The following is a 13,071-nucleotide window of genomic DNA, read 5'->3' on the forward strand; positions in this document are numbered from 1 at the left end:
CGCCACATGCCGACCTCGATCACTACGCTGCGACTGCGGCTCAGCAGCTACCTGCTCGTTGAGATGGGACTGTGCCCGCTGTGCGGCTCTTGCAATAGGCCATTGCGCTTATGACACAGTAAGACTAGTAGAGGTTTGTCGGCACCGCCTTTTGGAAAAGTACGCCCCCATATCGACACGCGAGACGCTGCGTAACGCCCCTCACAGCAAGTTGCCCACGCTGGCGCGCGGTGACGCACGCTGACGCGTGCCGGGCCGTCCGGGGACAACCAAGGAGTTGCCGCATGCCGTCCGTGAGATTGATTGTGCCGCGTGGCGGCGCCCTGGCCTTTGTATTCTGCCTGCTCGCGCTGGCCGCCGCAGCGATGCAGCCCGCCGCCGCGGCGCCCGACACGGTGCCGCGCTACCGCGTCGAGGTCCTGCGCCAATCCACGGTGAGCTCCACCACTACCATCGCCGCGCTCAACAACCGCGGCGAGGTGGCGTTCAACGTCTACAGCGTCGAAGGCGGGGTCTCTTCCAACACGCCCTACCTGTGGAGTCAGGGCCGCGCCACCGACTGGGGCGAGCGCTTCCAGGAGATCACGGACCTCAGCGACCGAGGCGACGTGCTGGGCTACCGGACAGGCAGCTTCGAAAACACGTGGGTCTGGCACGACTACCGCATGACGGCACTGCCCGGCCGGCTGCGCGAGATCAGCCCTGACGGGCAGTGGTTCGCTGGCGAGGCCCACGACGAGTTCGTCCAGACCCGCGCCGCCCTTTCTGACGGCATCCGCCTTTGGTTCTCCGAACCCATCCCCGGCGAGATCCAATCCTATGCCGTGGACGTCAACAACCACGGCGTCGCCGTGGGCGGCTCCATCCCCGACCGCCATGGCGGCGACTCGGCTCTGATCTTCGATCGCGATCGCACCACTCGGCTTGGCCCGCTCCTGACGCCGCGGGTCGAGAGCTTCGCCAAGGCAATCAACGGCAGCGGCCAAGTGGTTGGGAACGACGACAGCCCCTTCCTCTACGACAACGGCGTGCTGACCCGGCTGGACCAGGAGGCCTTCGACATCAACGACCGGGGCTGGATCGTCGGACGCGACCGGCTGCTGCTCGACGGTGTGAGCCATACCGTGATGGAACTGCTGCGGCCCGTTGACCGGGCGCGCGTGAGCGGCCTGTTCCTGAGCTTCATTAACGATGCCGGGCAGCTGGCTGGCAACGCCGCCTACGACGGCCAGGGCGCGGCTGTGTTGCTTACCCCTGTGCCCGAGCCACCGGCCTGGGCGCTGGGGCTGGCCGGGCTGGGTGTACTGGCGCTGGCGCGGCGGCGGGCGCGCTGGGATAACGGTGACACTTGGCGCACGTGCCTGCCGCCGGCTCTGAGCGCCGCCGTGGCGGCAGCACATGCCGGCGCAGTGCAAGGCCAGGGGCCGAGCGCATCCGGCATTGATGCCCCTCCTCTATAGGCAGCGTTCCTCATCGGCCTGGCCGACCGCTTCGTGAAAGTCGGTGACTTCAGCGACCGCGGCGACTTGGTCGGTTCCTCACGTGCCCTTTTTGGGCAGCACCGCGTTGTGACGCGACGGCCGGCTGACGGCCCCGCCCGGCCAGCTCGACCAGGTCAGCGCTAGCGGCGCAGCGGTTCGCAGGTATGGCGGGCGATGTCGTCACGCTCCGCGCCGCCGTTTCCGACGGCACGCGCGTCTGGTTCTCCGACAACCCAAGCGACTTCCAGCCCTACGCCGTGGACGTCAACGATCGACGACAGCCGCGCTCAAGGGCATCCACCTGAGTTCATCGTGGCGCCCGCGCGCAAGGCCCCGGCCACGGTGCTGCGCCTGGTGGACATGGTGCGGCTGTGCCTCGGCAGCCTGCAGGGCTTGCGCGACCGCGCGCTGCTGCTGTTGGGCTTTGCCGGCGCCTTCCGCCGCAGCGAGCTCGTGCCGCTGCAGGTCGAGGACCTGGAGAGGCTGCCGCAGGGGCTGCGCGTGACGAGCCGCCGCTCCAAGACCGACCAGGAAGGCAGCGGCCAGGTCATCGCCATCGCGCGCGGTGAGGTGCTCTGTCCGGTGGCGTCGGTGCAAGCCAGAGCGGTTGCTCCAGAAGTTATCCCCAGTTTCTGTGGACAGCCGAGGCTATTGCTGTTGCCGCTGAAGGTAAGCCAAGTCCTCCCGCATCAAACGCAGCGCTGCCTCCCGGACGCCAAGGGTGAATCTCAGCTGCGTTGTGTCCGAGTCGCAGCGGGTGGCGTTTGCAAGCCGGGCGGCTTGAAGCTGCACCCTCTTTTCCGCTTCACCTATTTGCTGCCGCGCAACTTCCAGCGCAGCCTTGTTTACTTTCATGGTTCTTTGATCTCCCTTGCTATCAGTTATGTTGCGCCGCAACATGATCCATTACAGCCTGGGATTTGTCCTAGTGAAGCTATAGGCCCTTGGTGTTAAGCGACTGTACGCAGACAGCTACTGCTGTCGGTGCTCCAGGCGGGTCAAGTCCTCGCGCATGAGCCGCAGTGTTGTCTCAAATACATTGAGCGTGGCCATCGCCTGCGTCGTGTCATGGCCCCAGCGGGCGGCATTTGCGACCCGGGCGGCCTGCTCTTTCACCCGCGCCTCTGCTTCAGCCACACGGCGTTGCGCTACCTCCAACGGAGTCTCGTTATGCGTCATCTTTTCTCCCGGCACCCATGCTGCCAGCGAGATGTTTCACGGCGATGTGCCCGTGAAACAAGTTTGGTGATCGCGCGGCCCTCGCGCTGCAATTGCGTCCTGGAAACTTGTAGCGAAACACCAGCAGCCGGGTACTGTTGGTGGAGTCATAGCCGCTGCTACGGCTGATGGCGGCGGGCCGCTTTTACCTGCTCCAGTGCCAACGTCTCGCGCAGGAGGCGCAGCTCGTTTTCAAAGTCGGCAAGCACGGCTTGTGCCTCGGTCGTGTCTTTGCGCAGGGAGATGAGCTTGCAGAGCTGTATTACCTGTGCCGTCACCTGCGCCTCGCCCTTGATGACGTGCAGCCATGCCCGCTCCATTGGCGTCGTGTCCTGCTCCATGGCCGTCTCCGTTGTTCTTCGTCCGGACGGTGCAGTTGCCATGCCGCTGTGGCCGGACCAGCACAATGCCTGAAGAGGCAAGGCGGCACGTCAAGCCAGTATGACGGACTACTGGACCAAGCCGCTGGACGCGTAAAAGTGCCGCGCCGGGGTTGACGCTTCGGTGGCCAGACGCCAGTTGCAGTGGGGTCGGTCCACAAGCGGGTTGCCTGGTCAATGCTCTTCGTCGCGGCAGCCGCGGAGTCCACGGCAACGACGGCGCAGCAGTTACATACGCTGCGCTGGGTCCTTGTGCAGCCAAGTTTCGAGCTGCGACAAGGGCATGGGGCGGGCGATGCCGTAGCCCTGCAGCTCGTGGCACCCCATGTCGGCCAGGACGTGAGCCTGTTCGACGGTTTCCACGCCCTCGGCCACGGTCGTGACGCCGAAGGCCGCCGCCAGCCCGATGACGGCGCGCACGATGTGCAGGTCGCCGCGGCGCTCAAGCATGCTGGCGACGAAGCTGCGGTCGATCTTGAGTGTGTTCACCGGCAGGCGCTGCAGGTATGACAGCGACAAGTACCCGGTGCCGAAGTCGTCCAGTGCAAAGGCAATGCCTTGGCGCGCACAGGCCTCGATGGCGCGTCCTGCTGCTTCCAGGTCCTGAAGCGCTGCGGTCTCCAGCACTTCCAGCTCCAGTCCTTCGAGCGGCAGGACTTGGTGTGGCGCGGCCTCGCGGACGATGGCTGCGACCGTGCCCGCCAGGTCTGGCAGCGCCAGCGTGGCCGGCGAGACGTTCACGGCCACCGTCAGCTCACACCCCTGGTTGCGCCAGCGCACCAGCTGCACCACAGCCTCGCGCAGCACCCAGCGATCCAGTGCCACTTCCAACGGCGTGCCGATCACGGCAGGCAGGAATGCGCCTGGCGGCAGCAGCCCACGACGCGGATGCTGCCAGCGCACCAGCGCCTCCACGCCCAGGCAGCGGCGCGTGCGGGCGCAGACCTTGGGCTGGTAGTGCAGGCACATCTCCCCGGCCTGCAACGCCTGGCCGAGTTCCTGCAGCAGAGCGTCGTGCACGGCCTGCCGCTCGCTGCCTTGACCAGACCAGCACACCCGGTTCTTGCCCAGTTGCTTGGCACGGTACATGGCCTGATCGGCCGCACGCAGCAGCGGCTCGGGTGCCATGCCATCGCCTGGGTACAACGCTACGCCGATGCTCGCGCTCAACCGGAGCGACTCGCCGCCAACCGTGTGCGGCTGCGCCAAGGCGTGCTGGACCCGTTCCAGCACGGGCACGGCGGCGCTGCCGGTATCCAGGCCGCCGAGCAGCAGCATGAATTCGTCCCCGCCGAAGCGGGCCACCATGTCGCTGCTGCGCACGGCTTGGCGCACACGCGCTGCCGCGGTCCTGAGCAGCGCATCGCCCTGCGCCGGGCCCATTGCCTCGTTGACGGCCATGAAGCCGTCGAAGTCGAGATGGCACACCGCCAGTTGCTGGCCCTGGCGTTGCGCCAGCGGCAGCAGCGACTGCAGCGCTTCAAGTGCCATGGCGCGGTTGGGCAGCTCGGTGAGCGCATCGTGCCGGGCCAGCCACTCCTGCTGCTTGCCCGAGGTGATGTCGCGAAACACGCCCACGTAGTGCAGGCGGGCGTCGCGGCCGACGTGCACGGCCTGGATGCGCAGTACTTCCGCCACCAGCTCGCCGTTGGCGCGGCGGTTCCAGATCTCCCCTTCCCAGGCGCCCGTGGTCCGCAGCCCCTCCCACATACCGAGGAAGAAATCCGGGCCGTGACGCCCGCTGGAGAGCAAGGCCGGCGTATGCCCCAGCACCTGGCTGCGGCTGTAGCCTGTGATAGCTGTGAAGGCGTCATTGATCTCCAGGATGCGCGCATCCTGGTCCGTGATCACGATGCCGTCGCTGGTGGCGTTGAAGACCGAGGCGATCAGCTGCAGCCGCTCCTCGGCCATACACGGGCAGCCATCGGCCAGCGTGTCACCGACGACGCTACGCATGGCGGGCAACGGGATCACGCAGCAGGCCTCAGGCTGAGCAGGCGGTTCGGAGTCGTTGATGGCGGGGCTGGGCATGCCAGGCTGAATAACTGCATTCATGTCCTGGTGCCTTAGAAAAGATCGACGCCGCCGCCATGCGGCGCGCTGGCCTGCATGCCGGCTGCAGCCAGGACCGATGGTCCGGCCACCTGGTTGCGGCCACTGGCCTTGGCCAGGTAGAGCGCCCGGTCGGCACGATCAAGCGCGCCGGGGGGCAAGTCGCCGGGCTGCACCGCCGTGAAGCCGATGCTCATCGTCACGCGCCCAACCTGCGGGAAGTGGTACTGCGCCATCTGCTCGCGTAGCCGCTCCAGCGCCGCATGCGCGCCGTCCTCATTTGCATCCTCCAGCAGCACGACAAACTCCTCGCCGCCGAAGCGAAACAGCCCATCGTCCGTGCGCAGCACGCAGCGCATGAGCCGTGCGGTCAGCAGCAGCACCTCGTCGCCGATGAGATGTCCGAAGGTGTCGTTGACGTGCTTGAAGTGGTCCAGGTCCAGCGCGGCCAGGTACACATGCCTTGCCTCTTTCGGACGCTGCAGCACCGCGCGCATGAAGCAGTCGGTGAAGGTCTTGCGGTTGAAGACGCCTGTGAGCGCGTCGCGCTCGCCGTAGTCCAGCAGCGTGAGAAAGTTGCCGTAGAGGCGCACCACGGCCTCGGCGGTGCGCTGCATGTACTCGGGCAGCGGCTGATCGCTGCGTAGCTCCACCACGCCGGCGCCCTGCGCGCCCACCATGAGCGGCAGCAGCAGAGTACCTGGTTCGCCCGGCTGCTTCACGGGGCTGAGCTGGCGCAGGCACTCGCTCCAGCTGGGATGGCTTCGTGGTGCCGGATGCGGACTGCAGCGGCACGGGCTGGCAGCATCCGATGCGCGCCGCTGGCCTGTGTCGTTGTCGCGGTGCGTGCTGGTGACCCAGCGCCTGTGAGGTGCGTCGCCCAAGCAGCGGTGCAACGCCACCGAGCCCGGGGCCAGCAGTTCCTGCAGGGTGTCCAGCAGCAGCGCGTCGGCATGCTGGCGGTCACGGTGGCCGGTGATCTCGGCAAGTTGGTCTATCAGGAGCACGTTTGTCTTGCTTCCTTGGCATTTGAGCCCATGGTGGCACCGCGCTAGACGTCCATCTCGCCGACCGTGGGCATGAGCACGACAGCGCACAGCACATGGTCTCTCATGTCCACGCCTTCAGGCTGCAAGCCGAGACGGCCGATCAGCGTCCGGCCCAGCTCGATGTTGCGCTCGCTGATGTTGGGCTTCACACCGCTGCTGTCGGACAGCGGATCAACGCTACTGCAAGCAGCATTGAAATCGTAGAGTAGTCAACGACCATGGTGGTCTCGTCCATGTGCGTTACGTGAAGGTGCGAAAGCGGTCGTCATCGGCATGCGGCTGCGCCGTGACGCTGGCTGCTGTCGCGGCAAGGGCGGCCACTCCACCATGGCGGGCGGCATGTCGTCGTAGCGGCGCCCCATGCGCCAGGCCGCGCCCTCGATGTAGCCGCGATGCCAGCTCCAGGCTTCCAGCGTGCCAATGTCGTAGGGAGAGCGGTGCTCACGCAGCCGCTGTCCGGCCCTGAATCCCTCGCCCCATGCCTGCGTGTCCATGTTTCAACCCAACTGCCGTCAAACAATGCTTCTATCGGAAGCACAGTTTCGTTTCTTTACACGCAGCTTTGTGGCGGAGTTGTCAAACTCATTCGGCTATAGGGGCACCGCCATCAAACGCGCGGTCTAGGCGGCCGATGACATTGAGATGCAAGGCGGGAACCTTGTCGCAACTCCCTGCTGCAGGCCTTTCAAGAAGAATGATGTGCGAAGCCTAGCCCTGTGCTGTTCTGCTCAAAGTGACCGTACCGGCACTGCACCTGCACGCTGCAGCGTCGCCATGGCGGCTCGGGCACGCAGCTCGTTCATGGGGTGCACCACCACAGCGTGGCCGCCACGTGCCAGCGCCGTGCGAACCCGACGAATGACGACGCCATGGTCAGGGCGTAATGTCAGCAGCCCGGCGAGCATGCCGCCGAAGAAGGCGCCCATCATGGCGAGAAACAGCATGGCAAAGAACGGCGACTCCAGAGCTGCAGGCCAGCCAGCGAAGATCAACCCCAGCGCCACTACTACCCCTACCAGCGCGCCAGCGGGTATGAATAGGGCATGGCTGCGAAGCAACGTCCGCCAGATGCCTCGCTGCTCGGGCTCCAGCTTGCGCGTCGCGCGATCGTCGCCGGGATGGATGACAGCGGTGTGCAGCCCAGCGTCGTGGCGAAGCGTGGCGGCTACCTGCTCGGCCTCATCTGGATCGTCGAAGACCGCGGCCACGAGCGTCAACGAGTGTTCGCCAAAAGGAGAAAGACGGGATGTCATGCACGGGTCCTAGTCAGTCATCCTGAGGCGGTCATTCGACGCCGCAAGCCAGGACCGAGCCATCGGCGGCTGCCGCCCGCTTGGGTCAGAAGTCTCCTACGTCCAAACGGAGAAGAAAAAGCTGTAGGGCTCCTTTGACGCTCATATCAGGGTTGATAACTTCAATCGGCCAGTCTTATCAACGACGAGATCCTATCGAGAGACCGGTGCTGGTGGAGCCGATCCAGCGCACGTACGGCTGCTGTCGAGGATCAGCCGCTGAAGCTGCGGATGCGGTCGGTCGATGGTGGTCCGTTCTGCCTCTTCAGCTCCGCGCGCACGCCGCGCTGATGATCCTGCCGCCCACCGTCCCCGGTGCGGCCGCAGCTCAATCGCCGAACACCATCCCGCCGCGCGTGGGCTCGCCGCCTCCCATGCGGCCCCTGTAGCTCTGGTATTCGAGCAGCCGTTGGCGCCGGCCCTGGCAGTCCACCTCGTAGAGGAACTGCATGGACAGGTCGAAGTCGATGACGGGCTGCGCCATGTGCCTTCATGGCCTACAGCGTTTCAGCGTGCCGGGCAGCTCGTTCAGCAGCCGTCCTGCTGTAACGCATTCCCAGGCTCTTTGCCGCACCTTCGCACCAGGCAACATGCCAGTCCCACTCTTCCTGGCTGTCGATCGGATATGGGCAGCAGTTCGCGAACTGTTGCCCAGCAAGGAAGCCTTCTTCCCAAGCCCTGCCGTCCATGCACTGCATTCGCATCTGGGAAAATACCTTCTAATCATCCGTCCGAACCGACCAAGACTTGCAAGGCAATTGGTGCTGCCTATGTCCCGACTTATACCAATTCGCTCCAGCCGGTGAGATATCGGGCGGCTGGCCGGAGCCGGTAGAAGGTCCGCTTACGGGCCGAACCGCTGCCACGGCGGCCACGAATTCGGCCCGCAAGCGGGCCTCCTACCAATGGCTCGGTGGTTTTCAGTTCTGAACCGAGTCAGGAATTATTCAACAGCCGTGACCATCTCCTCCACGACCTTCTTGGCGTCGCCGAACACCATCATGGTCTTGTCCATGTAGAACAGCTCGTTGTCCAGGCCGGCGTAACCGGCGGCCATCGAGCGCTTGTTCACGATCACGGTCTTGGCCTTGTAGGCCTCTAGGATCGGCATGCCGTAGATCGGGCTGCCCTTTTGCAGCGCGGCCGGGTTCACCACGTCGTTGGCGCTCAGGATGATGGCCACGTCGGCCTGGCCGAACTCGCCGTTGATGTCCTCCATCTCGAAGACCTGGTCGTAGGGCACTTCGGCCTCGGCCAGCAGCACGTTCATGTGCCCCGGCATACGCCCGGCCACCGGGTGGATGGCGTACTTCACCGTGATGCCCTTGTGCGTGAGTTTCTCGGCCAGCTCCTTCACGGCGTGCTGGGCACGGGCGACGGCCAGGCCGTAGCCCGGGACGATCACGACCGTCTCGGCATCGCCCAGGATGAAGGCGGCGTCGTCGGCGCTGCCGCTCTTGACCGGGCGCGGCTCACCGCCGCTGGACGCCGCGGTCGCGGCGTCTCCACCGAACCCGCCCAGGATCACGTTGAAGAACGAGCGGTTCATCGCCTTGCACATGATGTAGCTCAGGATCGCGCCCGAGGAGCCCACCAGCGAGCCGGCGATGATCAGCATCGAGTTGTTGAGGATGAAACCAATGCTCGCGGCGGCCCAGCCCGAGTAGCTGTTGAGCATCGACACCACCACCGGCATGCCGGCGCCGCCGATGGGGATGATGATCAGCACGCCCAGCACGAAGGCCAGGGCCAGCATCGCGAAGAACGCCGGCCAGCCCTCGGTGGCCATGAACACCAAGCCCAGCGCGACGGTCGAGAGGCCCAACACCAGGTTGAGCATGTGCTAGCCCGGGAACACCACCGGCGCGCCCTTGAACAAGCGGAATAACCATCCGGTTGTCTTTGTCGGCCAAGGCGCCGGGCCGCCTGGCGGCCAGGCCCGACGGTAATGCCGTGATGTTCACGAGGGCTGCGACCTGGGCGAATTCGACCAGAGCACCACGCCACCGCCGCTCACTTCCTTGCCCTGGTAGAGGGCGTCGTCTGCGCACTCGAAGAGGGCTTCGGCCTTGCAGTCATGGCTGCTCGCAGCGCCAATGCTGAAGGAAGCGCGCACCCCGAACGAAGCACACGCCTGCTTGAAGGATTGCTGGATCCGGTGTCCCAACTCCACTAGATAGCCAGACCGGTCGCAGCCAGCGACGATGATGGCGAACTCGTCGCCCCCAAGCCTGGCGACGACGTCATGGCGGCGAGTTCCATGCTGCATGGCGGCCGCCGCAGCCTTGAGTACCTTGTCGCCAATGAGATGGCCATAGCCGTCGTTGATGGCCTTGAATTTGTCGAGGTCGACGAGCATGAGCGCGATATTCGAGCCCTGTGCGGCAGCCTTGCATGCTTCGTCCCAATGGAAGAGGAAAGCCCGCCTGTTGCATACGCCGGTCAGTTCGTCTGTGCAGGCAAGCGTGTGCAGATGCAGCGCGCGCTGCCTGGCCTCGGTCAGGTCGCCGCGCAGCTCCCTCACGGCTTCCTCGGCCTTTTCCGCGCGCAGGCGCAAGCCATGCGCGTGCTTGACAGCCTGAAGCTGAAGAGCCAGGGCATCGCCGATGAGGCGTGCGGCCCGGAGTCCGGCCTGGGGAACCTCGACGCTGCGACGGCTGGCACCACAGACAGTGCCCAGGACCTCTTCACCGAGTTGGATGGGGAGTGCGAAGAAGGTTTGCATCCTGAGCGCCAGTGCGCCGAGGCTGCCTGGGAAGTCGGACGCGACGTCACAGCTCACTGCCTTGCCTGCCTCGAAGGCAAGGCGGCACATGGAGTCCTTCCAGTCAACTCGGGCGCCCTCGGGCACGATGACATCGGTGGTGTTGAGTGAGAGGACCACCTCCTGCGACAGTGCTTCCCAGTCGATGGCGGTCAGGAAAGTGTTTTCCAGTCCAGTCTGATGCTGGAGCAGTTCAAGCAGCGGCCGGCTCATCTGCTCGAAAGCCTGCTGCGCAGTGATATGCCTATCCATGGTAGTCAGATGCAAAGGCGGCGCGGAGAATGGACGGGCGGTTCATGGGACCAGGATCGGTTCGCGGCCCAGCGAGTGCCGTTACTGCAGCAGGTCCTTGAACGCTTGCGCGTCCATGGGCCTTGCAAACAAATAGCCTTGTCCGAAGCGGCACCCCAGCCGTTGAAGTGCGTGCTGCTGTGCAGTGTGCTCGATGCCTTCGGCCACGCAGCGAAGTTCGAGCGCCTCGGCCAGTGCCACCACGGCGCGCACGAGCGCAGCCTCCCTGGCGCCCTGCGCCACCGGGTCGACAAACGACTTGTCGATCTTCAGCACGTCGATGGGAAAGCGCTGCAGGTATGCCAGCGACGAGAAGCCGGTGCCGAAATCGTCCATGGCGATGCTCACGCCCAGCGCCTTGATCTCCTGCAGCCGCTGCAGTATCAGGCTATGGCTTTGCATGAAGACGCTCTCGGTGATCTCCAGCACCAGCGCCGATGGCGCAAGACCCGATTCGCTCAATGCCTGGTGTACCGCCTGCACCAGACCTGGCTCTTGTACCTGACGCGTTGAGACATTGACCGTGATGGTGAACGGCTTGCCCGAAAGATCCTGCCAACGGGCAGCTTCGCGGCAGGCCTGTATCAGCACCCAGCGTCCCAGCGGCACGATCAAGCCGCTTTCTTCTGCCAACGGGATGAAGCTGCCAGGCGGCACCAGCCCGCGCTGTGGATGCTGCCAGCGCACCAGGGCCTCGGCACCGATGAAGCGACCTGTGGCCAAGTCCACGATGGGCTGGTAATGCAGCAGCAGCCCTTGCTCGGTGTGCAGCGTGTGGCGAAGCTCTTCCTCCAGCGTCACGCGCTGCAGCACGGCCGCATGCAATTGCGGCTCGAACAGCGCGTAGCGTCCCCTGCCCTGGCGCTTGGCCTGGTACATGGCCAAGTCCGCATTGCGCAGGAGTTCCTGTGCACCGTCCTGTCGCTGCTGCAGCGCCACGCCGACACTGGCGCTGACAGAGAAGACGTGGCCATCGATCGTGAACGGCCGCTCCATGACCTGCACGATGCGCTCGGCGATGCCAGCGGCCTCAGGCGCATCCTGCACACGGCGCAACAGCACGGCGAACTCGTCTCCTCCCAGGCGCGCCACGTGGTCGTGTTCGCGCACGGCTTGGCGCAGGCGCTGAGCCACCAATGTGAGCAGTTCGTCGCCCCCGTCATGACCCACCGAGTCGTTCACGGTCTTGAAATTGTCGAGGTCCACCAGCAGCACGGCCGGGGTGGCTTCATTGGCTTGTTCGCCTTCACCGTGAGCAGCCGTTGCCAAGGCCACGCGTTCCAGGAAGTGAGCGCGGTTGTCCAGCCCGGTGAGGTCATCGTGATACGCCAGGTGCACCAAGCGCTCGTCGATCAGCCTGCGCTCGCTGATGTCCACCAGGTAGCCGGTCAAGAGCGTTCGTCCACCAGCCAGGCGCCGTGCGCTGCCATGGACCTCGAACCAGCGAGGCGTTGCTTGTCGAATCGACTGCAGCCGAAATTCGCACAGCCATGTCGTGTCGGGTGCATCGGCGCGTTGCAAGGCCGCCAGCAGGGCCTCGCGGTCCTCAGGATGTACCGCCTGCAGGAACACTTGAGGGTCACGTTGCAGCGCTTGAGGCGTGCTGTGCACCAGCGTTGCCAAGCGCTCGCTGGCATGGCGTATCACTGGCGGACGACTCGGGACCAGTTCCAGGCAGAAATGCTTGGCCGAGCGGGACTGCAGTGCCAACTCGCGGTGCGCGATTTCGTGGCTGGCCATGGCCGCGAGATCGCACAGCAGTGCTTCTTGCTCGGCAGAGAAATCACGAACGCGACCGTCGACGACACAAAGTGTCCCAAGGGCCGTGCCACCGATGGAGCGCAACTGGGCTCCAGCATAGAAGCGAACGCCAGGCTCCCCGACTACTGCCGGATTGTCCGCAAAGCGCTTGTCCTTGGTTGCGTCAGGCACGACCAGCGGCTCGTCCTGCAACAGGGCATGGGCACAGAACGAGATGTCCCGCGCCGTTTCAGTGGCGTCTATGCCGACACGGGACTTGAACCATTGGCGGTCCTCGTCGATCAGCGACACCAGCGCGATGGGCGCATCCAGCAGCGTGGATGCCATGCGGGTAATGCGGTCGAAGACAGGCTCAGCTTTTGAGTCCAGTATTCCCAGCGACGATAGCAGCGCAATGCGCGCGTCTTCGTCCTGGGGCAAGGCAGCACTGAGCATGGAACGTCGAATATCCGGTTAGAACAAATTCAACACGAGCGAGCGAAGAACGTAGAGTCCAGCTTGCCGCAGTGACCAGCATGCAGGTACAAGGCTGGCACCCTTCGGTGGCTGAGTCAGCGCAGCTGCGGCGGAGCTGATCATTCAAACCACCGCGCCGGTACGTCGATGCGATGGCAGATCGCCAAGCATGTTGTAAGCAATCGGCAAGGAAGAGCATAAAAGGCCCTAACCAAATAACGGCACGGTAGATGCCGCCGTGCTTGGCGAACCCGTCTGCTGAACGAGGTGTCGCTATGGCCAGACCACTGATTGACGATGAACTTTGGGCCGTCATTGAGCCGCTGC

At 64.8% G+C, this 13,071-nt stretch carries 12 protein-coding genes and 1 pseudogene; 2 read left to right on the forward strand and 11 right to left on the reverse strand.

Going from position 1 to position 13,071, the window contains the following annotated elements; genetic code table 11:
- Positions 1–284 precede the first annotated feature (284 nt).
- Together FJ694_RS34325 and FJ694_RS34330 are read left to right on the forward strand one after the other, a co-directional pair.
- A complete protein-coding gene (locus FJ694_RS34325; protein WP_157272017.1) occupies positions 285–1,460 on the forward strand; it encodes a PEP-CTERM sorting domain-containing protein in 1,176 nt (391 codons plus the stop codon).
- A 333-nt stretch (positions 1,461–1,793) separates the two neighbouring features.
- Positions 1,794–2,435, forward strand: coding sequence for a site-specific integrase (locus tag FJ694_RS34330; RefSeq protein WP_157272018.1), 642 nt, complete (start codon positions 1,794–1,796; stop codon positions 2,433–2,435).
- An 18-nt stretch (positions 2,436–2,453) separates the two neighbouring features.
- Here the strand turns inward: FJ694_RS34330 and FJ694_RS34335 are convergent, their stop codons facing one another.
- The 11 genes and pseudogenes from FJ694_RS34335 to FJ694_RS34385 all read right to left on the reverse strand — a co-directional run bounded on the left by FJ694_RS34335 (position 2,454) and on the right by FJ694_RS34385 (position 12,723).
- Positions 2,454–2,660 (reverse strand): hypothetical protein, encoded by a 207-nt coding sequence (locus tag FJ694_RS34335; RefSeq protein WP_157272019.1) that lies wholly within the window; start codon positions 2,658–2,660, stop codon positions 2,454–2,456.
- 158 nt (positions 2,661–2,818) lie between these two features.
- Positions 2,819–3,040, reverse strand: coding sequence for a hypothetical protein (locus FJ694_RS34340; protein ID WP_157272020.1), 222 nt, complete (start codon positions 3,038–3,040; stop codon positions 2,819–2,821).
- A 267-nt stretch (positions 3,041–3,307) separates the two neighbouring features.
- Positions 3,308–5,110 (reverse strand): putative bifunctional diguanylate cyclase/phosphodiesterase, encoded by a 1,803-nt coding sequence (locus tag FJ694_RS34345; RefSeq protein WP_198321153.1) that lies wholly within the window; start codon positions 5,108–5,110, stop codon positions 3,308–3,310.
- Between the two features lie 35 nt (positions 5,111–5,145).
- The gene (locus tag FJ694_RS34350; RefSeq protein ID WP_157272022.1) at positions 5,146–6,138 is read right to left on the reverse strand and encodes a GGDEF domain-containing protein; all 993 of its coding nucleotides are present in this window, start codon (positions 6,136–6,138) and stop codon (positions 5,146–5,148) included.
- A 44-nt stretch (positions 6,139–6,182) separates the two neighbouring features.
- Entirely contained in the window at positions 6,183–6,329 is a 147-nt protein-coding gene (locus FJ694_RS34355) for a hypothetical protein (protein ID WP_157272023.1), read from the reverse strand.
- Positions 6,330–6,389: 60 nt separating this feature from the next.
- Positions 6,390–6,674 (reverse strand): hypothetical protein, encoded by a 285-nt coding sequence (locus FJ694_RS34360; RefSeq protein ID WP_157272024.1) that lies wholly within the window; start codon positions 6,672–6,674, stop codon positions 6,390–6,392.
- Between the two features lie 234 nt (positions 6,675–6,908).
- Positions 6,909–7,433 (reverse strand): hypothetical protein, encoded by a 525-nt coding sequence (locus FJ694_RS34365; protein ID WP_157272025.1) that lies wholly within the window; start codon positions 7,431–7,433, stop codon positions 6,909–6,911.
- A 367-nt stretch (positions 7,434–7,800) separates the two neighbouring features.
- The gene (locus FJ694_RS34370; protein ID WP_157272026.1) at positions 7,801–7,956 is read right to left on the reverse strand and encodes a surface-adhesin E family protein; all 156 of its coding nucleotides are present in this window, start codon (positions 7,954–7,956) and stop codon (positions 7,801–7,803) included.
- Positions 7,957–8,415: 459 nt separating this feature from the next.
- Positions 8,416–9,357, reverse strand: a pseudogene (locus tag FJ694_RS34375) (NAD(P)(+) transhydrogenase (Re/Si-specific) subunit beta); the annotation flags it as partial.
- Positions 9,358–9,432: 75 nt separating this feature from the next.
- On the reverse strand, positions 9,433–10,488 hold the full coding sequence (locus tag FJ694_RS34380) for a GGDEF domain-containing protein (protein WP_157272027.1): 1,056 nt from the start codon (positions 10,486–10,488) through the stop codon (positions 9,433–9,435).
- An 81-nt stretch (positions 10,489–10,569) separates the two neighbouring features.
- Complete coding sequence (locus FJ694_RS34385; protein WP_157272028.1) at positions 10,570–12,723, reverse strand: putative bifunctional diguanylate cyclase/phosphodiesterase; 2,154 nt, start codon at positions 12,721–12,723, stop codon at positions 10,570–10,572.
- Between the last annotated feature and the right edge of the window lie 348 nt (positions 12,724–13,071).

Origin of the sequence: Azohydromonas aeria (assembly GCF_009760915.1) — a bacterium.
In the GTDB taxonomy this organism is placed as follows: Bacteria; Pseudomonadota; Gammaproteobacteria; order Burkholderiales; family Burkholderiaceae_C; genus Azohydromonas; species Azohydromonas aeria.